The organism is Herbaspirillum sp. NPDC101397, assembly GCF_044767325.1.
GTDB lineage: Bacteria > Pseudomonadota > Gammaproteobacteria > Burkholderiales > Burkholderiaceae_D > Herbaspirillum.
In genome coordinates, this window is the sequence record NZ_JBIWNS010000008.1 from 117,818 (window position 1) to 137,984 (window position 20,167).

Below are 20,167 nucleotides of genomic sequence, written 5' to 3' on the forward strand. Positions count from 1 at the left end.
TCTCACTGTCTTTTTTATTCCGCTTTCATTTTTATTGAAGGATATTCATGACTTCCTTATTCGATCCCCTCAAAGTCGGCGACATCTCGCTCGCCAATCGTTTTGTCATGGCCCCGCTGACCCGCAGCCGCGCCGTGGAAGGCTTCAAACCCGGGCCGCTCACGGTGGAGTATTACCGCCAGCGCGCCACAGCCGGCCTGATCATTGCCGAAGCCACCCAGATCACCCAGATGGGCCAGGGTTACCTCGATACACCCGGCATCTATTCTCCTGAACAAGTAGCGGCATGGCGCGAAGTCACCAACGCCGTGCACGCGGCCGGCGGCAAGATCGTGCTGCAGCTGTGGCACGTCGGCCGCATCTCGCACACTTCGTTCCTGCCGGGCGGTGTCGCGCCGGTGTCGTCAACCAACCGTGCCGCCAACGCCAAAACCTTCACCACCGAGGGATACCACGACGTGTCGACGCCGCGCGCCTTGCGCGACGACGAGTTGCCGGCGCTGGTCGAGGACTACCGCAAGGCGGCGCGCAACGCCATCGACGCCGGTTTCGACGGCGTTGAAGTGCATGCCGCCAATACGTACCTGCTGGAACAGTTCCTGCGCGACAGCGTCAACGATCGCAGCGGTCCTTACGGCGGCAGTATCGAGAACCGCGCGCGCCTGTTGCTCGAAGTCGTGCAAGCCGTGGCCAAGGAAGTTGGCGCCGGCCGCACCGGCATTCGCCTGAGCCCGATGACGACCTTCAATGACACCCCCGTCGACAGCGATCCGCAAGCGCTGTACAACTATGTGGTGGAACAGATCGCGCCGCTGGGCCTGGCCTATCTGCACGTGATCGAAGGCGAAACCGGCGGCGCCCGCGTGCCGGAAGGCGCGCCGGTGAAGTTCGATTACGCCGCGCTGCGCACCCGCTTCCCCGGCACCTTCATTGTCAACAACGGCTTTGACGGCGCCGAAGGACAAGCCATCGTCGCGGCCGGCAAAGCCGATGCGGTCGCCTTCGGCCGGCCATTCATCGCCAATCCGGATCTGGTGCGCCGCGTGCGCGAAGCCAAACCGCTCAATCCGCTGAACCCGGACACCTTGTACGGCGGCGGCGCTGAAGGCTACACCGACTATCCGGCGCTGACGGCGTAGTCACCGGTCGTTAATCATTGCAATGCCGGGGTCTTCGACGATGTCGCAGGCCTCGGCATTGTCGTATCTGCAACACCTCTTTTCCCTCCCGCATTCTTCCCGTCGATTCCATCCGCGACGGAACTAGTAGCACCTCATCCTGACCAAACAATTGATCCGCACTTCTGCCCGCAGAAGTATTCAATCGCTTGAAAAGGAGACAGACATGCCCGAATTTTCCGACAAGGTGGCGCTGGTAACCGGTGCGGCCACCGGCATTGGCGAGGCCATTGCACGCAAGTTGTTTGACGAAGGCGCGACCGTCGTCGTCGCCGGACATGACAAGCAGGCGCTCGACGCCCTGCTCGCCGGACTAGATCCCGAAGGCGCACGCAGCCTCGCCGTCGAACTCGACGTGCGCGATCCCGATGCCATGCTGCGCGCGGTCGCGGCTGCAACCGATGCCTTCGGCGGCCTCGACCTGGCCGTCAACAATGCCGGCCTGACCGGGCCGCACGACACGCTGATAGAACATCTCTCGCTGGCGGACTGGAACACCGTCATCGGTACCGACCTCACCGGCATGTTCCTCAGCCTCAAGGCCGAGCTGCCCGCGCTGGTGCGACGCGGCGGCGGCGCCATCGTCAACTTGTCATCGGCCAACGGCGTGATCGGCGTCGCCGGCATTTCCGCCTATACCGCCGCCAAGCACGGCGTGATCGGCCTCACCAAGACCGCCGCGCTGGAATACGCCGGCACAGGCGTGCGCGTCAATTGCATCGGCCCCGGCTATGTCGCCACACCGCGCATGCAGCAAATGCCGCAGGAAGCGCTCGACGCCATGGCGCAATCGCATCCGCTGCAACGCCTGGCGACGCGCGAGGAGGTGGCGGAGATGGCGGCCTTCCTGTTGTCGGAGCGAGCGTCGTTCTGCACCGGCGCGTTTTATCCGGTGGATGGCGGTTACACGGCGCGATAGAGGAGAAACGGCGGGGGAAACGTCGAGTGTGCAGTCCATGCAAAAAAATCCCCAGCCGCCAAAAATCTGACGCTTCACTGACAAAAATGCGAATGAATTTTCAAGTAGCGACAGCAGGCCTTGCAATATCAGGATTTTCTCGCAAACTGAACGCAAGCAGCATTTTCTGGAATCTCGCAAACCCAGCGCCATAGCGCCTTTTCGTCCGTAGTAACAGCGCTACGAAATGCCGCACTGCAAACAGAAATTATCGATCCTCACTATAATTGCGCTGCATTTTTTACAATAATCCTTCCACCAAAAGTATGAGGAGATTTTCTATGCGGCTCTTACTCCTGTTGCCGTTCATTGGTCTATTGTGGGTCCCGTTTTACAACGACGAACTGCCCACGCTGCTTGGCTTCCCGTTTTTCTACTGGTATCAGTTCGCGTGGGTGCCGCTCACTGCGCTGATCATCTGGATCGTCTATAAAGACGGTCTCAAAAAGGGAGTCGAATAATGAATTCTTCTTCCATCAACTGGACGGCGCTCGGCGTCTTCATCTTCTTCTTCGCATTGGTCACCGTGATGGGCTTCTGGGCCTCGCGCTGGCAAAGCGGCGGTTCCGCCAACAAGGGCGCGCACCTCGACGAATGGGGTCTGGGCGGCCGTAACTTCGGCACCTGGATTACCTGGTTCCTGGTCGGCGGCGACTTCTACACCGCCTATACCGTCATCGCGGTGCCGGCGCTGGTGTATGCGGTCGGCGCTTATGGTTTCTTCGCGCTGCCGTACACGATCCTGGTCTATCCTATCGTGTTCCTGATCATGCCGAAGCTGTGGCACGCCGCACACAAAGCCGGTCACGTCACCGCTGCCGACGTCGTCTTCGGCCGCTACAAGTCGCGCAAGCTGGAACTGGCCATCGCCCTGACCGGCGTCGTCGCCACCATGCCGTACATCGCACTGCAACTGATCGGCATGGAAGTCGTCATCAAGGCGCTCGGCGTTACCGGCGAGCTGCCATTGCTTGCCGCCTTCGTTATCCTGGCGCTGTACACCTACTCGGCCGGCCTGCGCGCACCTGCGCTGATCGCCTTCGTCAAGGACCTGATGATCTACATCGTGGTGCTGGTGGCGGTGGTGCTGGTACCGATGAAACTGGGCGGCTACGGCATCGTGTTCAACTCGGCGCGCGAGGCGTTTGCCGCCAAGGGCGGCGCCACCGGCCTGACGCTGAAACCGGCGCAGTTCCTGCCGTTTGCTTCGCTGGCGCTGGGTTCGGCCATGGCTGCCTTCATGTATCCGCATACACTGACCGGCATCTTCGCGGCCAAGAGTGCCGACACGATCCGCAAGAACGCCGTGTTCCTGCCTGCGTACACCGTGCTGCTCGGCCTGATCGCACTGCTGGGCTACATGGCCTACGCGGCTGGCGTCAAGGTTGAAGCCAACAATGATGTCGTGCCAGCCCTGTTCAACGCCATGTTCCCGAGCTGGTTCAGCGGCTTTGCGTTTGCGGCGATCGCCATCGGTGCGCTGGTGCCGGCGGCAGTGATGTCGATCGGTGCGGCCAACCTCTTCACGCGCAACTTCTGGAAGCCGTACGTGAATCCTGGCGTGTCGGCCGAAGGCGAAGCCAAGGTCGCCAAAATCGTCTCGCTGGTGGTCAAGTTCGGCGCGCTGGTGTTCATCCTGTTCCTGCCGACCAAGTTCGCACTTGACCTGCAGTTGCTGGGCGGCGTGTGGATTCTGCAAACCTTCCCGGCGCTGGTGTTCGGCCTGTTCATCGGCTGGTTCGGCGCCAACGCGCTGCTGACCGGCTGGGCAGTCGGCATCGTCGGCGGCAGCTGGCTGGCGTATGCGGACGGCATCAAGCCGGTGCATACCTTCCACATCGGCGCCGATGCGTACACGCTCTACACCGGTCTGATCGCTCTGGCGCTCAACATCGTTGTGGCTGTCGTGGTGCAGTTGGTGTTCGGCAAGGGCGGTGCGAAAGCGCCGGCATTGAAGCACTGATGCAGTAGTCTTACCCGCAACAAGAAAAAGCCACGTTCCTGCGAACGTGGCTTTTTTATTTGCAGTACCTGCCGGCTCAGCGATTGACAACCTTTGCCGGAATGAAGCTCAGCACCAGTACCGCCGATAACGCCAGCATCGCCGCCACGAAAAACAGCCCTGACGAGACCGAATGGGTCTGCGTTTTGAGCCAGCCGATTACCGATGGGCTGACAAAACCCGCCAGGTTGCCGGTGCAGTTGATCAGTGCAATCCCGGCTGCTGCACCGGCGCCGCCGAGAAAGGCGGTCGGCAATGCCCAGAACATCGCCACCGCGGTCACCACGCCCATGGCGCCCAGGCTCAGGCCGAAGATCGCCGGCGCGATCTGGTTCTCGCTCATGGCGCAGATGCAGAAGCCGATCGCCGCGACCAGCACCGGCACGATGACGTGCCAGCGGCGCTCGCGGAAGTGGTCGGCGCTGCGGCTGGCCAGCAGCATCGAAATCAGCGCAGCGGTGTAAGGGATCATCGCCAGCAGGCCGATGTGGAAAGGATCGGCGATGCCGGCGCTGCGAATGATGCTCGGCAGCCAGAAGCCGATCGCATACGACCCCATGATCACGCCGAACAGGATCAGGCACAGCAGCCACACGCGCGGCGACAGCATGACGCTCCTGATCGAGCTATGCGTGCGCACCTGGGCGTCCTGATCGATTTCGTTCTTGATCAGATTCTTTTCTTCCGCATTGAGCCAGGTGACGTCGGCCACGCGGTCGTCGAGATAGCAATAGATCACCACGCTCAGGATCACCGCCGGAATCGCTTCGAGGATGAACAGCCACTGCCAGCCCGACATGCCCATGGTGCCGGCGAAGGCGTACATGATGTAGCCCGACAGCGGCGCGCCGACGATGCCCGAGACCGGATTGCCGGCCATGAACATGGCCGTCATGCGGCCGCGCCGGTGCGAGGGAAACCAGTAGGTCAGATAAAGGATTACGCCGGGGAAGAAGCCCGCCTCCGCCACGCCGAGCAGGAAGCGGATCACGTAGAACATCATTGGCGAATCGACCCATGCGGTGGCCGCCGACAGTACGCCCCAGGTGATCATGATGCGGGCGATCCAGCGCCGCGCGCCGAGCTTGTGCAGCAGCAGATTGCTCGGCACTTCGAACAGGAAATAGCCGAGGAAGAATAATCCTGCACCGAGGCCATACACGGCATCGCTGAATTGCAGATCGTTGAGCATCTGCAGCTTGGCGAAACCGATGTTGACGCGGTCGAGATAAGCCACGACGTAGCTCACGAACAGCAGCGGGATGAAGCGCCAGGCGGCGCGCTTGAAAACAGCGTTGGCCGCGTCCTGCGATGTCGCGGATAAAGTGTGCGCGGCCGAAGCCAGCGTGGTGTTGGGTTGCATGGTGTCTCCTGTTGTCTTGTCGGCGATGGCGGCATGCTCTTTGCAGTCGCGCCGTCGCTCTTTTTATGTCGTATGAATATTGTCGGAATATTGTTGGGATATCCTCGTGTGATGCTTTGATTCAATGCGCTGCCGCTTCCTCCACCTGACCGCGATAGAGCTGGAAGCCGAGCGCGTCGAGTTGCCGCAGCAAGCTCTCGCGCTGGATCCGGTCCAGCTCCACAAGCGGTGCGCGCAACTTGTCCCACGCCGGATCATGGAGACCCGAGGCCATCGCCGCCTTCATCGCGGCGATCATCGGGAACTGGCCGAAGACCGCGCGCACCTGATTCAAGGCTGCCTGCCTTGCAGCCGCGTGGTCCTGTCGCCAGTCACGCAGCAGACCGGCGATACCGCCGGGATTGACGTTGGCCGTGGCTGAAATCACGCCTGCGCCGCCGTGGCGCATGGTGTCGACCAAGGCGATTTCGCTGCCGGCAAACACGTCAAAGCCATCCTTGCCGAACTCCTTCAGCATGGCCGCCGTGTTGTCCCAATCGCCTGAACTGTCCTTGACGCCGGCGATGACACCCGGGAAGGCTTTCAGCAAGCGCTCGATCAGCGCCAGGCTGATGCCGACCTGCGTCACCGCCGGGATGTGGTACAGGTAGACGCGCAAGCTGGCATCGCCGACGGCATCAATCATGCCGGCGAAGGAGCGGAACAAACCCTCTTCGCTCACGCCCTTGTAGAAGAACGGCGGCAACACCAGCACGCCGCCGCAACCGGCAGTGACGGCATGACGCGCCAGCTCGGCGGTGTCCTCCAGATTGCAGGCGCCGACGCCGGGCATCATGCGTGCGGCCGGCATGCCGGCGGCGAGGACGGCGTCGAGCAAGGCGCGCTTTTCTTTCACGCTCATCGAGGTCGCCTCGGAATTGGTGCCGAAGATCGCGAGGCCGACGTCGTGGTTGAGCAAGGTGCGGCAATGTTCGATGAAGCGCGGCACCGACGGCGAACCGTCCGCCTCGAATGGCGTGAGCACCGGCGACAGTACGCCGCGCAGTTTGGGAATAAGTGAAACGGACATGAGCTTGGTCTCCTTGGGTATTGCTGTGGACGCCAGTATTGCGCGATCAGCTCAGGAGAATAGTTATGCTCTTGTTACGTCAATCAATAGAATTTTTATCTTCCTGACGGGAAAGATAGAACCTCTTATTTGTCCTCTTTCCACTTCTTGACCAGCTCCAGGAATGAGCTCACCAGCCGCGTGCGCGCCGAGGTGCGCGTCCAGATCATGCCGACCACTCTCCTGGATGAGCGATGCGGCAGCGGCCAGCGTTTCAGTTCGAGATTGTTGCCGCGCGCCGCCAGCCAGGCCGGCACCAGGGACACGCCGATCCCTTTATCGACCAGCGCCGCGATCGAATCAAGGCCGTCGAGCTCGCAGCGCTGACGCGTGCGGATGCCGTACTGCCGCAGATAGGCGTCGGCGAACTGGCCGCCGACGGTGCCGCGGTCATAGCGCAGGAAGGGTTCGCTCTCCAGCGTCGCGTGTACATCAGTAACTTTCATCGATGCGGGCGTCAGCAAGACCAGCGGCTCTTCGCGCATGGTGTGCCAGCCGCAACTCTTGGGCAATTCGAATAACGGCTGGATCAGCAATGCTGCGTCGAGGTCGCCATCCACCACTTTGCGAAACAGCGTGGCGGAGGTGCCCGGCTCCAGGTAAGTATCAACTTGCGGATGCCGGCTCAGGAACTGTGACACCAGATCCGGCAACACCGCCAGCATCATGGTCGGTGCAGCGCCGAGGCGCAGTTGCCCGGACAAGTCCGAACTGTCGTTGAGGTCGTCGCGCAGATCGCGGATGTCGCGCAAGACCTTGCGGCCGCGCTCGAGGATGCGCGCGCCTGCCTCGGTCGGCGCCACCGTGCGGCCGGAGCGGCGAATCAGGCTCATGCCCATTTCCTCTTCCAGCATCTTGACGCGCTGCGCCACGGCGGCGGGCGTGAGGTCGAGCCGGCGCGCGGCTTCGGCGATGGAGCCGAGTTCGGCCACGTGAATGAAGCTCTGCAGAAAACGTGAATCCATGTGTCCCTCCCTGTGGGCAAGCTAAGCGAGCATCGGATCTCCGCCCGATCAATAGAATAATTATCTTTTCAAGATATCGGAACGTACTGTTTTCATCGATTCACGTCAATCAGAATGTGCCGGACGCTGCAGCAACTCATGTATGCAGCGCGCCCATTTACTCATGAATCAGGAGGACACAAAACATGCCCATCATCCAATCCATCTCGGTCTGCTTCGCCGAAGTGCCGCTCGACCGTGTCACGTCCTTCGCCACGCGCACCGTCTCGTCGCGTCACTACGGCCTGGTCAAGGTGCGCTCGACTGACGGCGTCGAAGGCATCGGCTTTTGCTACGTCGGCAGCACCGGCGGCGCGATCCTGACTGCGGCAGTCGAACAATTACTGGCGCCGGTGCTGATCGGCAAGGATTCCTATGCCGTCGAGGGCCTGTGGCAGGCGATGTACCAGGAAGCGCTGTTGCAAGGCCGCGCCGGCACCGTCATGCGCGCGCTGAGCATTCTCGACACGGCGATCTGGGATCTCAATGCGCGCACCCACCAACTGCCGCTGCACAAATACCTCGGCGCGGTGCATCTCGATGAAGTGCCGGCCTACGCCAGCGGCGGCTACTATCTCGACGGCAAGACGCCGCAAATGCTCGGCGATGAAATGGCCAGCTATGTCGACAAGGGTTTCAAGGCGGTGAAGATGAAGTCAGGACGTCTCTCGCCCAAGGAAGAAGAAGCGCGCGTGCGCGCCGCACGCGAAGCCATCGGCCCGGACATCGAACTGATGCTGGACATCAACAACGGCTGGACCGACGTCACCCAGGCCTTGCAACACGTGAACCGGATCGAGCAATACGATCCCTACTTCATCGAAGAACCGTTTTCACCGGACGACATCGACAGCCACGCCAAACTTGCGAAACTCACGCGCGTGCCGATCGCCACCGGCGAAATCGGTTACGGCCGCTGGTATCACAAGGAGTTGCTGGACAAGGACGCCGCCGCGATTCTGCAGACCGATGCCGTGGTCTGCGGCGGCATCACCGAATGGCGGCGCATTGCGGCGACGGCGGCGAGCTACGGCAAGATCATGTGCCCGCACTGGTTCCATGACGTGCATGCACCGCTGGTGGCGGCGACGCCGAATGCACGTTACGTGGAGTTCTTCTGGGACGACCAGGTGCTGAACTTCCGCCGCCTGATCGATCGCCAGCTGGAACATCGCAACGGCAACGTGATCCTGCATCAGACGCCAGGGCTGGGATTCAACTTCGACGAGACGCAGGTGGCGAAGTACGGCAAATGGACTACCGTAGGCAAATAAGCATGTAAAAAATGGCAGGAACCGGATCGCCGGCGCCTGCCATTTTCCATTATTGCTGATTACTTTTTATATCCTCAAGACTTCATGCCATCAGAACCGGTGGCGCAGACCCAGGCGCACCACATTCTGCGAGCTGTCGTCGGCAGGCGACGACGAGTATGCCGCGTTGACGACGCCCGGATTGATGACATCCTTGGCGCGCTGGTTGGTGTACAGCGCATAGACGTCGGTGCGCTTGGACAGGTAGTAATCCACGCCGACGTTAAGCTGTGTCGATGAAACCTTGGTGGCGCCCGTCGTCACACGATTGATGTTGGCGCGGTCATAGATCACGCTGCCCAGCAAGTGCAGGTTGCCGGTGAGCGCATAGTCGACGCCGACGTCGAAGATGTTGGCCTTGGTTGCGGTAACGATCTGCACCAGGCCCGTCGCCGCGACGGCAGCAGCAGCGGGTTGCTTCGACTGCGACCACGCCGCGTACAGCTTGGCCGGGCCGGCCTGGTAGCTGGTGCCGATGGTGAAGGTCTTCAGGTTGGTGTCGCCTGCACGGGCCGGCAAGGCATCTGCCGCCAGTTTGCTCTGGTAGTAACCGGCGCCGATGCCGAACGGACCGTTGCTGTAGTTGCCTGCCAAGCCGAAGGACTGGCCTGCGGACGTCTTGCCCGCCACTTCCCCGAAGCCGTAGAACAGACTGCCGGTAAAGCCGCCCATGTTGACCGTGTCATAGCGCACCGAGTTGTCGGTACGCGCGCCGCCGGCAACGCGGTCCAGGTTGTTGAAGTGGCCGCCCTTGACGCCATTGGCGCCGAAGGTCTGCACCGAGGTGTATTTGGAGCCGATGTCTTCCAGATAGTCAGTCTGGCGACCGATGGTGACGGTACCGAAGCCGCCACTCAGGCCGACTACGGATTTGCGATCGAACAACGTGTTGGCAGTGCCCATGGCGCCGGTGTCGTTATTGAAGCCGTTTTCCAGATTGAAAATTGCCGTCAGGCCGCCACCCAGGTCTTCCACGCCTTTGAAGCCGATGCGCGAGGTTGCCATGTCGCCCGAATCAAGGCTGAAGCGGCTGCCGTTGGTGGCGCCGACTTTGCTGGTGTAGGTCAGGCCGGTGTCGATGATGCCGTAGACGGTGATGCTGCTTTGGGCCTGCGCGGTGAGTGTGACGGTCGTGCCGGCCACGGCGGACAGAGCCGCCAGGGCGAATACGCTTTTCTTCATGAAAATCCCTGAGTCAGATGGTGGAATAGATAGGTGTATGTTCGATTTTTTTATTGTCGTTCGCAGGAACGCCTCCGGTATCGTGTGGTGACGATCCGTGTATGGAAGGTGCTGCAGCGGATGGTGGGTGTGCAGCCCTGTATCGAACATGGCGGATTATATTTACGTGCTATCCAGCGGTGTATAGCGGAAAACCCGTAGATGTGCGATTACAACAAGCTAGTGGGTATGTTTCATCTTTGCTGCTTAAAAAAGGACGTAAAAAAGACATAAAAAAAGCCGCTCATGAAAGCGGCTTCTAAAAGTACTTCTAACGGGAAGAAATTAATCGAAGCTCAGTTGCACCTTCATCATCTTCGACCGATCGCCCGCAATCTCGAAAGCCTCGACCGACTTCTCGAACGGATACGTCGCCGAAATCAAGGGCTTCACGTCGACCAGTTTCTGGTTCATCAATTCCACAGCCAGTGCGAACTCTTCGTGGAAGCGGAAGGCGCCGCGCCATTCCAGTTCTTTGCCGACCAGCAGGTTGGCCGGGAAGTTGATATCGCCGCCCAAGCCGACCTGCACGATCACCGCACCGGGACGCAGCGTGTCGAGCGCGCCGCGCAGCGCCTGCTCGTTGCCGCTGGCTTCGAACAGCACGTCGAAGGTGCCTTTGTCCTGCGTAAAGGCCTTGAGCGCTTCGGCGTCCTGCGCGACGTTGATGGCCTGATCGGCGCCGACTTTCAAGGCGCTCTCCAACGGCATCTTGGCGACGTCGGTGACGACGATCTGCAAGGCGCCGGCACGGCGCGCAGCGATCACGGTCAACGCGCCGATCGGGCCGCAGCCGGTGACCAGCACGCGCTTTCCGAACAGCGGGCCGGCGCGGCGCACGGCATGCAAGGCTACCGACAAGGGCTCGGCCATCGCCGCTTCGCCGTCGCTGACGTGATCGGCGACCACGTGCGCCTGAGCACGCTCAATGATGATCTCCTGGCGGAAGGCGCCCTGCACGTGCGGCATGCGCATCGCGCTGCCATAGAAGCGCATGTCGAGGCAGTGATTCTGCTTGCCTTCCTGGCAGTACTTGCACAGGCCGCAGGGATTGCTCGGGCTGATGGAAATGCGGGTACCGGCCTTGATGTCGCCGATGGCTGAACCGGTTTCAGCGATCACGCCGGAGACTTCATGGCCGAGCACCATCGGCTCCTTGATGCGCACGGTGCCGAAGCCGCCGTTGTGGTAGTAGTGCAGGTCGGAGCCGCAGATGCCGCCGGCCTTGACCTTCACCTTGAGCTGATGCGGCTGCAGTTCTGCGGTCTGCAATTCCTGGACGCGCAGGTCGTGCGGTGCGTGGATGACGATGCCTTGTTGCATGATGTGTTCTCCGCTGTCTTGTTATTTATAAGGTTGCCGTGACGCCGCCGTCGACGTACAGGATGTGGCCGTTGACGAATTTCGAGGCATCGCTGGACAGGAACACGGCCGCGCCGACCAGGTCCTCGACGTCGCCCCAGCGACGCGAAGGCGTACGGCCGATCAGCCACTCGGAGAATTTTTCATCGGCGACCAGCGCCATGTTCATCTCGGTCTTGAAGTAGCCCGGCCCGAGGCCGTTGACTTGCAGGCCGTACTTGCCCCAGTCGATCGCCATGCCTTTGGTGAACATCTTCACTGCGCCCTTGGTCGCCGTGTACGGCGCGATGTTGGGACGACCGAGTTCGCTCTGCACTGAACAGACGTTGATGATCTTGCCGCGGCCGCGTTTGATCATGCCTTGCGCGACGGCCTTGGCCGTGAAGAACACGCTGTTGAGATTGGTGCTGATCAGGTCGTTCCAGTCCGACTCCTTGAAGTCTTCCAGCGGCGCGCGGCGCTGGATACCGGCGTTGTTGAACAGGATCTCGATCGGGCCGATGTCGGCTTCGATCTTCGCCACGGCGGCTTCCACCGAGGCCGACGACGTCGCGTCGAAGGACGACTCGTGAATCGTGTAGCCCTCTTCGCGCAGCGTTGCCGCCACCGCGGCAAGCTTGGCCGCGTCACGGCCGTTGAGCACGATGGACGCGCCGGCAGCAGCCAGGCCGCGCGCCAGCGCCAGGCCGATGCCGCCGCTGGAACCGGTGATCAGCGCGAGCCGGCCGCTCAGCGAAAAACTCTGCAGGCCAGCGGGTAGTGTTGCGGTCATTCTGTCTCCTTGCTTGTTATGGTTGAATCCGGTCGGAATTATTTGATGTCGAGCCGTTGGAACGCCGACAACGCGCGGTATTCGTCGGCCAGCTTGTGTGGAATCGCCATGAAGATCGGCCGCAGGCGATCATAGATGGCGACGTTTTCCGGAATCGGCAAATGACGGTTGGTCGAGCCGACCATGTCGGAAATGACGTCGAGCGATTTGATCTTGCCGAGCGCCAGCAAGCCGAGTACGGCGGCGCCGAGGCAGGATGACTCCACGCTTTGCGGCACCACCACTTCGCGGTTGAAGATGTCGGCCATCATTTGCCGCCACAAGGCCGAGCGTGCAAAGCCGCCGGTGGCCATCATGCGCTTGGTCGGGCCGATCAGGTCTTCGACCGCCGGCAGGATGGAATAGAGATTGAAGATCACGCCTTCGAGCGCGGCGCGGATCATGTGTTCCTTGCGATGATGCAGCGCCAGGCCGAAGAAGGAGCCGCGCAGGTCGGCGTTCCACAGCGGCGCCCGCTCTCCCGACAGATACGGATGGAACAGCAGCCCTTCCGCGCCCGGCGCGATGTGTTCGGCGATGCGGGTCAGCGCGTCGTAGGGATCGACGCCGTCCTTGCGCGCCTGCTCCGCTTCGGCGGTGGCGAGTTCATCGCGCACCCAGCGGAAGATGTTGCCGCCGTTGTTGACCGGCCCGCCGACCACCCAATGCTGCTCCGTCAGCGCATAGCAGAAAGTGCGTCCGGAGGCATCCGTCACCGGCCGTTCGACCACCGTGCGCATGGCGCCGGAAGTGCCGATGGTGACCGCCACCTGGCCCGGATGGATGGCGTTGACGCCGAGATTCGACAGCACGCCGTCGTTGGCGCCGATGACGAAAGGCGTATCGGTGCGCAAGCCGAGCTGTTCGGCGATTGCGTTGTCGAGCCCCTGCAATTGATGCGTGGTCGGCACCGGCTTGGGCAGCTGGCGCGCATCGACTTGCAGCAATGCCAGTGCGCCTTCGTCCCAGTCCAGTTGTTCGAGGTTGAACATGCCGGTGGCGGAGGCGATCGAATAATCCACCAGCCATTCGCCGAACAACCGGAACAAGACATATTCCTTGATGCCGACGAAGCGTGCGGCCTGCTTGAATACTTCGGCTCTTTCGTGACGCATCCACATCAGCTTGCACAGCGGCGACATCGGATGGATGGGCGTGCCGGTGCGGCTATAGATGGCCTGGCCGTCGAACTCGTTCTTGATGCGTTCGGCCCAGACGCTGGCGCGGATGTCGCCCCAGGTAATGCTGTTGCTGAGCAGGTTGTTGTGAACATCGAGCGCGATCAGGCTGTGCATGGCGGCGCTGAAGGAGACCAGTTCGATGTCGCCGGGCGCAGCCTTGGCGGCCGCGACGGCGCCGGCGATCGAGCCCAGCACGGCGTCGAACATCTGCAACGGATCCTGCTCGGACATGCCCGGCTCGGTGCACAGTACCGGATATTCGACGGCGTGCTGGGCCACCACCTGGCCGTCCAGCGTGAACACCACGGTCTTGGTGCTGGTGGTGCCGATATCGACGCCGAGCATGAAGTGCGACATGAGTATTTCCTTTACTGCTGCCGTGTAAAACGCTGTTGCGTTTAGACGACCAGGTTAAGCAACATGATGAAGATCAGCGCTACCACCGAGATGATGGTTTCCATCGCTGTCCAGGTCTTGAATGTTTCGCCGACGCTCATGTTGAAGTATTCCTTGACCAGCCAGAAGCCGGCGTCATTGACGTGCGACAGGATCAGCGATCCGGCGCCGGTCGCCAGCACCAGCAGCTCTCGGTTGGTGCCGGGGATCAGCGTCACCAGCGGCGCCACGATGCCGGCGCCGGTGATGGTCGCTACCGTCGCCGAACCGGTCGCCACGCGGATCACGCCTGCCACGAACCAGGCCAGCAGCAACGGCGAAATCTGGGCATGCACGGCCAACTGGCCGATCGCGGTGCCGACGCCGCTGTTGACCAGCATCTGCTTGAAGCCGCCGCCGGCGCCGATGATCAGCACGATGGCCGCAGTCGGCGCCAGGCTTTGATCAACGAACTTCAACACTTGCTGGCGCGTGAAACCGCGCGCCACGCCAAAAGTGTACAGCGACAGCAGCAGCGCCGCCAGCAAGGCCACGATCGGGTTGCCGATGAAGTCCATCAGGTCGCGCATGGCGTTGCCTTCCGGCAGGGTCACGTCGACGAAGGTTTTCAGCAACATCAGGAACACTGGCGACAGCACTGTCACCAGCGTGATCGCAAAGCCCGGCAGATCCTTGGTTTGCGGTTCGCGCGCCAGTTGCTCCATCAGCTCGTCGGACGGCTTGATGTCGACATACTTGGCGATGAAGGCGCCGAACATCGGGCCGGCGATGATCACCGTCGGCAGGCCGACTACGAGGCCGTAGAAAATGGTCTTGCCGATATCGGCGCCGAAGATGCCGATCGCCAGCAACGGACCCGGATGCGGCGGCACCAGACCGTGCATGACGGACAGGCTGGCCAGCATCGGCATGCCGATCTTGAACAGCGGCACGCCCGAGCGGCGCGAGACGATGAACACCAGCGGGATCAGCAGCACGAAGCCGATTTCAAAGAACAGCGGGATGCCGACCAGGAACGCGCCGATCATCATGGCCCAGTGCACGCGCTGCTTGCCGAAGGCGCGCACCAGCGTCTGCGCGATCTGGTCGGCGCCACCTGATTCGGCCATCATCTTGCCGAGCATGGTGCCCAGGCCCAGCACGATGCCGACGAAACCGAGCACGCCGCCGAAACCGTCCTGGAACGATTTGACGATCTTGGCCAGCGGCATGCCGGAAATCAGGCCGAGGAAACCGGAGGTGATGATCAGTGCGATGAAGGGGTGGATGCGCAGGCGCGTGATCATGACGATCAGCACCACAATCGCCAGGAAGGCGTTCAACAACAGGCTTGCTTCGTTACTCAATCCGAACATGTGGATGTCTCCAGGGGCGATAGTGCACACGGCCGCTACACGCGCACATGCGGAGAACCGCATTGCCGCGCCGTCAACACCATGCCTGCCATCCGTTGCGGAGTCTTTACATTGTCTCGACGAGGCGTCCCGGGTGCATGCATTGCAAACAACATCGGGACTGCCGTGCCCACTATCTGCGTAGTGTTTATGAAAGGGAATTTTTGTTTTACGCCGAAATGTTAGCGTTAACATCGGCAGCGATGATAACGCTACCAAAATTTATGTGTCAAATCATTTGTATGAATATCTGGAGGGAGGAAACGTCCCGAAAAGGCCGATGCGGCGGCGCAGCATGGTTTTGAATGGGTGATTGTCCGGACGCTGAGGGTATGATGTCGGCAATTGAAATTTCCGTCCCGCCATGAGCAAAACCACCGCTGCCGAAAAAACCGCCAAGCCAACCAGAGCCGTCAAGGGAAGCCGCGCCACCGGCCGCGTCACCATCGTCGACGTGGCCGCCGAAGCGCGCGTCAGCCCGATGACCGTGTCGCGCGCATTGAAGTCGCCGGAGCTGGTGCAGCAAGAGGCGCGCGACCGCATCGCGACGGCCATCCGCAAGCTCGGCTACGTGCCCAACCAGGCCGCCAGCACCCTGGCGTCGGCCCGCTCGCAGGTGATCGGCGTGCTGGTGCCGTCGCTGACCAATGCGGTGTTCATCGAAACCCTGAGCGGCATCCGCGACTACCTGTCGCAGGCCGGCTATCAGTTCCTGATCGGTGAAACCGGTTATTCGAAGGAGAAGGAAAGCCGGCTGATTTCGACTTACCTCGCGCATGCGCCTGACGGCTTCCTGCTGTCCAGCTCGGACCAGCACGACATCCTGCGGCGGCAACTGGCGGCGTCGAACATCCCGGCCGTGCGCATGTTCGATCTTGGCAAGAGCAACAGTGACATGTCGGTCGGCTTCTCGCAGACCAAGGCCGGCTATGCAGCGGCACGGCATCTGATCGAACGCGGCTACCGCCGCCCCGCCTTCCTGGCGGCGCAGCTCGATCCGCGCATGATGAAGCGGCGCGAAGGCTTCCGCAAGGGACTCAGCGAAGCCGGCCTCGATCCGGATGTCGAAGTGCTGCTGCCGGCGCCGACTACCGTCGACATGGGCGCGCAACTGCTGGCGCGCGTGCTGGAGATCGCGCCGGACTGCGACGCCGTATTTTGCTGCAACGACGACCTCGCGCTGGGCGCCCTGTTCGAATGCCAGCGACGCGGCATCAAGGTGCCGCAGCAGATGGCGATCGCCGGCTTCAACGACCTGTCGTGGGCCGCCTGCGCCACACCGTCCATCACCACCATCATCACACCGCGCTACGACATCGGCTACAAGGCGGCGGAGATGTTGATTCGTCAACTCAAGGGCGAGCCGGTGGAGAAGGCAAGGCTCGATCTGGGCTTCGAACTCGCAGTGCGCGAGAGCACCTGAATCCCCGGCGGTACAGCGCATTTCACCAATACGCTGCGCTGCAAGGCGATTGATGAAGTGACCTCGACGCCTCGCGTACAGGCTGGAAATCAGAGCGCAGATTTCTTGATTTTTCTATGGACATCGAACTTCCAGAGGCTACAATCGTCTGATGCGAAAGCATGCGTTTCACCATAATTACAGACAACCTCAGGAGAATCCCCATGCGGAAAATCAACGGCTTGCTCAAGCCGGCTTCCATGGCATTGCTGCCGCTCTGCACTTCCCTCGCTTTCCTGCCTGCCCACGCACAAACTGCCGCACCTGCAGCTACACCCGCAGCTGCGCCGGTAGTCAAATACGACCTGACCTACGACATCATCAGCCCGGTGCAAGCCAAGAACGGCATGGTCGCGTCCGAGCAGGAACTGGCGACGCAAGTCGGCCTCGATATCCTGAAACGCGGCGGCAATGCGGTTGACGCCGGCGTCGCAGTCGGCTTCGCACTGGCGGTAGTGCTGCCGAATGCAGGCAACATCGGCGGCGGCGGCTTCATGATGATCCACGATGCCAAGACCGGCAAGAACGTGGCGCTGGATTTCCGTGAAATGGCGCCGGCCAAGGCTACCCGTGACATGTACCTGGACGAAAAGGGCAATGTCGCTCCGGGTCGCTCGCTGTATACCCACCTGGCCATCGGCGTGCCGGGCACCGTCGCGGGCCTGACGCACGCGCTGCAAAAATACGGCACGATGAAGCTGTCCGACGTCATTGCGCCCGCCGTCAAGCTGGCGGAAAAAGGCTATGAAGTCAGCCCCAGCCTGGCGCTGATCCTGGCTGCGGAACGCGACCATCTGGGCCAGTGGGATTCAAGCAAGGCGATCTTCTTCAAGGATGGCCGCCCGCTCCAGGCCGGCGAAAAGCTGGTGCAGAAAGACCTCGCCAAATCGCTCAAGCTGATCGGCAAGAAAGGCCCTTCGGTATTTTATGAAGGCGAGATCGGCAAGAAGATCGTCGCCGAAATGGACAAGCACAATGGCCTGATCACCGCCGCCGACCTGAAGAACTACAAGGTCGTCGAACGTGAACCGGTGGTCGGCAATTATCACGGCTATCAGGTCATGTCGATGCCGCCGCCAAGCTCTGGCGGCATCCACATCATCCAGATGATGAACATCCTGGAACGCTATCCGCTGAAGCAATACGGCGCCGACAGCGCACAGACGATTCATCTGATGGCTGAAGCGATGAAGCTGGCGTATGCCGATCGCGCCGAATATCTGGGCGATCCGGATTTCAACAAGGTGCCGGTCAAGGGCCTGACCTCGCGCGCCTATGCCGACGAACTGGCCAAGAAGATCAATCCTGATCGCGCCACGCCGTCCGCTGAAATCAAGCCTGGCAAACCGCAGCCTTACGAAAGCGACCAGACCACGCACTTCTCGGTCGCCGACAACAAGGGCAACCTGATCGCCACGACCTACACGCTGAACCTGAACTTCGGCAGCGGTATCGTCGCCACCGGCACCGGTATCACGCTCAACAACGAGATGGACGATTTCTCGGCCAAGCCGGGCGTGCCGAACGCCTTCGGCCTGGTGGGCGGCGAAGCCAATGCGGTCGGTCCGGCCAAGCGTCCGTTGAGCTCGATGTCGCCGACCTTCGTGCTGAAGGACGGCAAGCCGTTCCTGGTGACCGGCAGCCCGGGCGGCAGCCGCATCATCACGACCACGCTGCAGACCATCCTGAACGTGATCGAGCATGACATGAACGTCGCCGAAGCAACCGTCACACCGCGCATCCATCATCAATGGGCGCCGGACCAGTTGCGCATCGAAAAGGGTATCAGCGCCGATACCATCAAGATCCTGCAGGACAAGGGCCAGAAGATCAGCGTGCAGCCATCGATGGGACGCACACAAACTATCCAGATCAAGGATGGGATGTTCTACGGGTATTCGGATCCGCGCAATCCGGATGGACGTACGCTGGGGTTCTGATGCGCGTCTAGCAGCACTGCATCACGCAAGATGAAAGAAAAGGCCAATGCAAATGCATTGGCCTTTTTCATTGCTGGATCCGGAACGGTGGAATGGCTATCTATACGTGCGATGTCAGCCGAGACGCCGCATCTTGTCTCGCGCGCCATTGACATGCGCCACCAATGCGTCGATGCAAGCGAGAAAATCATTGGAGAATCTTGGTTCGTGCCGAATGCGATCAAGAAAATCGTCGGCGAGTTCCAGCGCGCGAACCCAGGTATCGGCATCCACGCAAGCGCGCAAATTGGCCGGCGCCAGCGTATCCGGCAAACCGCCCCCGGAACGCGGTGCAAAACCCATCGGCAACATGTCGTAAGCCGGCGCCAGGCCGTAAGGACGGCCATGCTCACTGGTAAAGGACAGATTGCCGTTATGCATGTCGGTGTTACCGATCAGCGTTCCAAATGCATACAGCAGCGCGGCGCCCTGGGCAGCCTCGGGTGCGATATGTCCGTCGGCTGCCAGTCGCGTGGCGATCACCGGCCATGGCGAGGCTGCGTCGCCGACGAACTCGGCCTCGACTGCCGTTAGAGAAAATATGCCGCGTCGACCCAGTGCACCAACGCGATCGAACCTTTCGACTTCAAGGAAACGCTGCCCTCCATGGTCGATGACGGACGAGCCCGCGGCATCGACTCCCGCTGCCGCAAGTGTATTGAGGGCGTGATGCTCGGCCAGCAACAAATCGCGCCAACGGGCGGTCACGGGATTGATGTCCGGCAGCGAGAACTTGACCAGAACATGGCGAGGGCCGTCCGGTGTTTCAGCGAACGTGAGGAATTTTGGCTGTTCGCCGCCGGCGGAGGAGCCGGGGATATCTCCTCTGGCGGCGTCTTGCGCCAGCCCGGCATAGGCAGTGCTTTTGGCGTTCATCGCAACCGGCTCCGCCGGGGACATGTCGATGAACCGGTCACGTGCGACATCGCCCAACAACAAATTGCCCACGGCGTCGTGGCCATGCGCCATCAGCGCCCGCAATATGTCTGCGTCGCTCCACTCTGCAAGTTGAACAGGCAGCCCCAACGCGGCGGCATACCTGGCGGCATAAGCACGTCCGATAAATCCCTGCGGGCGCATATCCAGCAACCACCAGGGAAGGCTATCGCTGTGCAGCATGACACCATCCGCCTGGCGCATCACGAATCCGTCCGGGCAAACCGGCACCAGCATTCCCAAGTCTCTTATTTTTCCGTCGGCTCCGACGCGATATACGGGAACACTAGCCAACCCGCGTCGGCCGTCTCGCAATGCATATTGAATAGATCGTGCGGCGCCAAGTCGAACAATCTCGTCACCCATTCCAGATATGGCGCGCGACAGAGTAGGCTGGCTAATCCCTATATTTTCAACGAGTTGTCGAGCATTCTTGATGCCCTGAACCAGCTGAAGCCGGATTTGATCGGTATGATCCGCCATGAAAATGAATAGATAA

16 protein-coding genes are annotated in these 20,167 nt (G+C 61.2%); 7 read left to right on the forward strand and 9 right to left on the reverse strand.

Annotation, left to right across the window (positions count from 1 at the left end; genetic code table 11):
- The first annotated feature begins 47 nt into the window (after window positions 1-47).
- The 4 genes from ACIROW_RS19735 (at window position 48) to mctP (ending at window position 4,099) form a co-directional block, all read left to right on the forward strand.
- Window positions 48-1,139: an alkene reductase gene (locus ACIROW_RS19735; RefSeq protein WP_402278146.1), complete on the forward strand. Its 1,092-nt coding sequence runs from the start codon at window positions 48-50 to the stop codon at window positions 1,137-1,139.
- A 205-nt stretch (window positions 1,140-1,344) separates the two neighbouring features.
- Entirely contained in the window at window positions 1,345-2,097 is a 753-nt protein-coding gene (locus tag ACIROW_RS19740; RefSeq protein ID WP_402278147.1) for an SDR family NAD(P)-dependent oxidoreductase, read from the forward strand.
- A 320-nt stretch (window positions 2,098-2,417) separates the two neighbouring features.
- Complete coding sequence (locus ACIROW_RS19745) at window positions 2,418-2,597, forward strand: DUF3311 domain-containing protein (RefSeq protein WP_116434812.1); 180 nt, start codon at window positions 2,418-2,420, stop codon at window positions 2,595-2,597.
- The gene (gene mctP, locus ACIROW_RS19750; RefSeq protein WP_402278148.1) at window positions 2,597-4,099 is read left to right on the forward strand and encodes a monocarboxylate uptake permease MctP; all 1,503 of its coding nucleotides are present in this window, start codon (window positions 2,597-2,599) and stop codon (window positions 4,097-4,099) included. The genes ACIROW_RS19745 and mctP overlap by 1 nt, the downstream gene beginning before the upstream one ends.
- Before the next feature lie 76 nt (window positions 4,100-4,175).
- Here the strand turns inward: mctP and ACIROW_RS19755 are convergent, their stop codons facing one another.
- From ACIROW_RS19755 to ACIROW_RS19765, 3 genes are all read right to left on the reverse strand, one after another.
- Window positions 4,176-5,501, reverse strand: a complete 1,326-nt coding sequence (locus tag ACIROW_RS19755; RefSeq protein WP_402278149.1) for an MFS transporter — start codon at window positions 5,499-5,501, stop codon at window positions 4,176-4,178.
- Window positions 5,502-5,622: 121 nt separating this feature from the next.
- A complete protein-coding gene (locus ACIROW_RS19760) occupies window positions 5,623-6,570 on the reverse strand; it encodes a dihydrodipicolinate synthase family protein (protein ID WP_402278150.1) in 948 nt (315 codons plus the stop codon).
- A 125-nt stretch (window positions 6,571-6,695) separates the two neighbouring features.
- Window positions 6,696-7,574: a LysR family transcriptional regulator gene (locus tag ACIROW_RS19765; protein WP_402278151.1), complete on the reverse strand. Its 879-nt coding sequence runs from the start codon at window positions 7,572-7,574 to the stop codon at window positions 6,696-6,698.
- A gap of 185 nt (window positions 7,575-7,759) precedes the next feature.
- Here ACIROW_RS19765 and ACIROW_RS19770 point away from each other — a divergent pair, with 185 nt between their 5' ends.
- Window positions 7,760-8,887 carry a mandelate racemase/muconate lactonizing enzyme family protein gene (locus tag ACIROW_RS19770; RefSeq protein WP_402278152.1) on the forward strand — a complete coding sequence of 376 codons (1,128 nt, stop codon included), beginning with the start codon at window positions 7,760-7,762 and terminating at the stop codon, window positions 8,885-8,887.
- A gap of 90 nt (window positions 8,888-8,977) precedes the next feature.
- Here ACIROW_RS19770 and ACIROW_RS19775 read toward each other — a convergent pair whose 3' ends face one another.
- The 5 genes from ACIROW_RS19775 to ACIROW_RS19795 all read right to left on the reverse strand — a co-directional run bounded on the left by ACIROW_RS19775 (window position 8,978) and on the right by ACIROW_RS19795 (window position 15,252).
- On the reverse strand, window positions 8,978-10,108 hold the full coding sequence (locus tag ACIROW_RS19775; protein WP_402278153.1) for a porin: 1,131 nt from the start codon (window positions 10,106-10,108) through the stop codon (window positions 8,978-8,980).
- A 324-nt stretch (window positions 10,109-10,432) separates the two neighbouring features.
- Window positions 10,433-11,470, reverse strand: a complete 1,038-nt coding sequence (locus ACIROW_RS19780; protein ID WP_402278154.1) for an L-idonate 5-dehydrogenase — start codon at window positions 11,468-11,470, stop codon at window positions 10,433-10,435.
- A 25-nt stretch (window positions 11,471-11,495) separates the two neighbouring features.
- Window positions 11,496-12,281: an SDR family NAD(P)-dependent oxidoreductase gene (locus ACIROW_RS19785; protein ID WP_402278155.1), complete on the reverse strand. Its 786-nt coding sequence runs from the start codon at window positions 12,279-12,281 to the stop codon at window positions 11,496-11,498.
- A gap of 38 nt (window positions 12,282-12,319) precedes the next feature.
- Window positions 12,320-13,858: a gluconokinase gene (gene gntK / locus ACIROW_RS19790; protein ID WP_402278156.1), complete on the reverse strand. Its 1,539-nt coding sequence runs from the start codon at window positions 13,856-13,858 to the stop codon at window positions 12,320-12,322.
- Between the two features lie 41 nt (window positions 13,859-13,899).
- The gene (locus ACIROW_RS19795) at window positions 13,900-15,252 is read right to left on the reverse strand and encodes a GntP family permease (protein WP_402278157.1); all 1,353 of its coding nucleotides are present in this window, start codon (window positions 15,250-15,252) and stop codon (window positions 13,900-13,902) included.
- A gap of 403 nt (window positions 15,253-15,655) precedes the next feature.
- Between ACIROW_RS19795 and ACIROW_RS19800 the strand changes: the two genes are divergently transcribed.
- Together ACIROW_RS19800 and ggt are read left to right on the forward strand one after the other, a co-directional pair.
- Entirely contained in the window at window positions 15,656-16,714 is a 1,059-nt protein-coding gene (locus ACIROW_RS19800) for a LacI family DNA-binding transcriptional regulator (protein ID WP_402278158.1), read from the forward strand.
- Window positions 16,715-16,917: 203 nt separating this feature from the next.
- Window positions 16,918-18,693: a gamma-glutamyltransferase gene (ggt, locus tag ACIROW_RS19805; protein ID WP_402278159.1), complete on the forward strand. Its 1,776-nt coding sequence runs from the start codon at window positions 16,918-16,920 to the stop codon at window positions 18,691-18,693.
- Between the two features lie 114 nt (window positions 18,694-18,807).
- Here ggt and yjjJ read toward each other — a convergent pair whose 3' ends face one another.
- Entirely contained in the window at window positions 18,808-20,151 is a 1,344-nt protein-coding gene (gene yjjJ, locus ACIROW_RS19810; protein WP_402278160.1) for a type II toxin-antitoxin system HipA family toxin YjjJ, read from the reverse strand.
- Window positions 20,152-20,167: the final 16 nt, after the last annotated feature.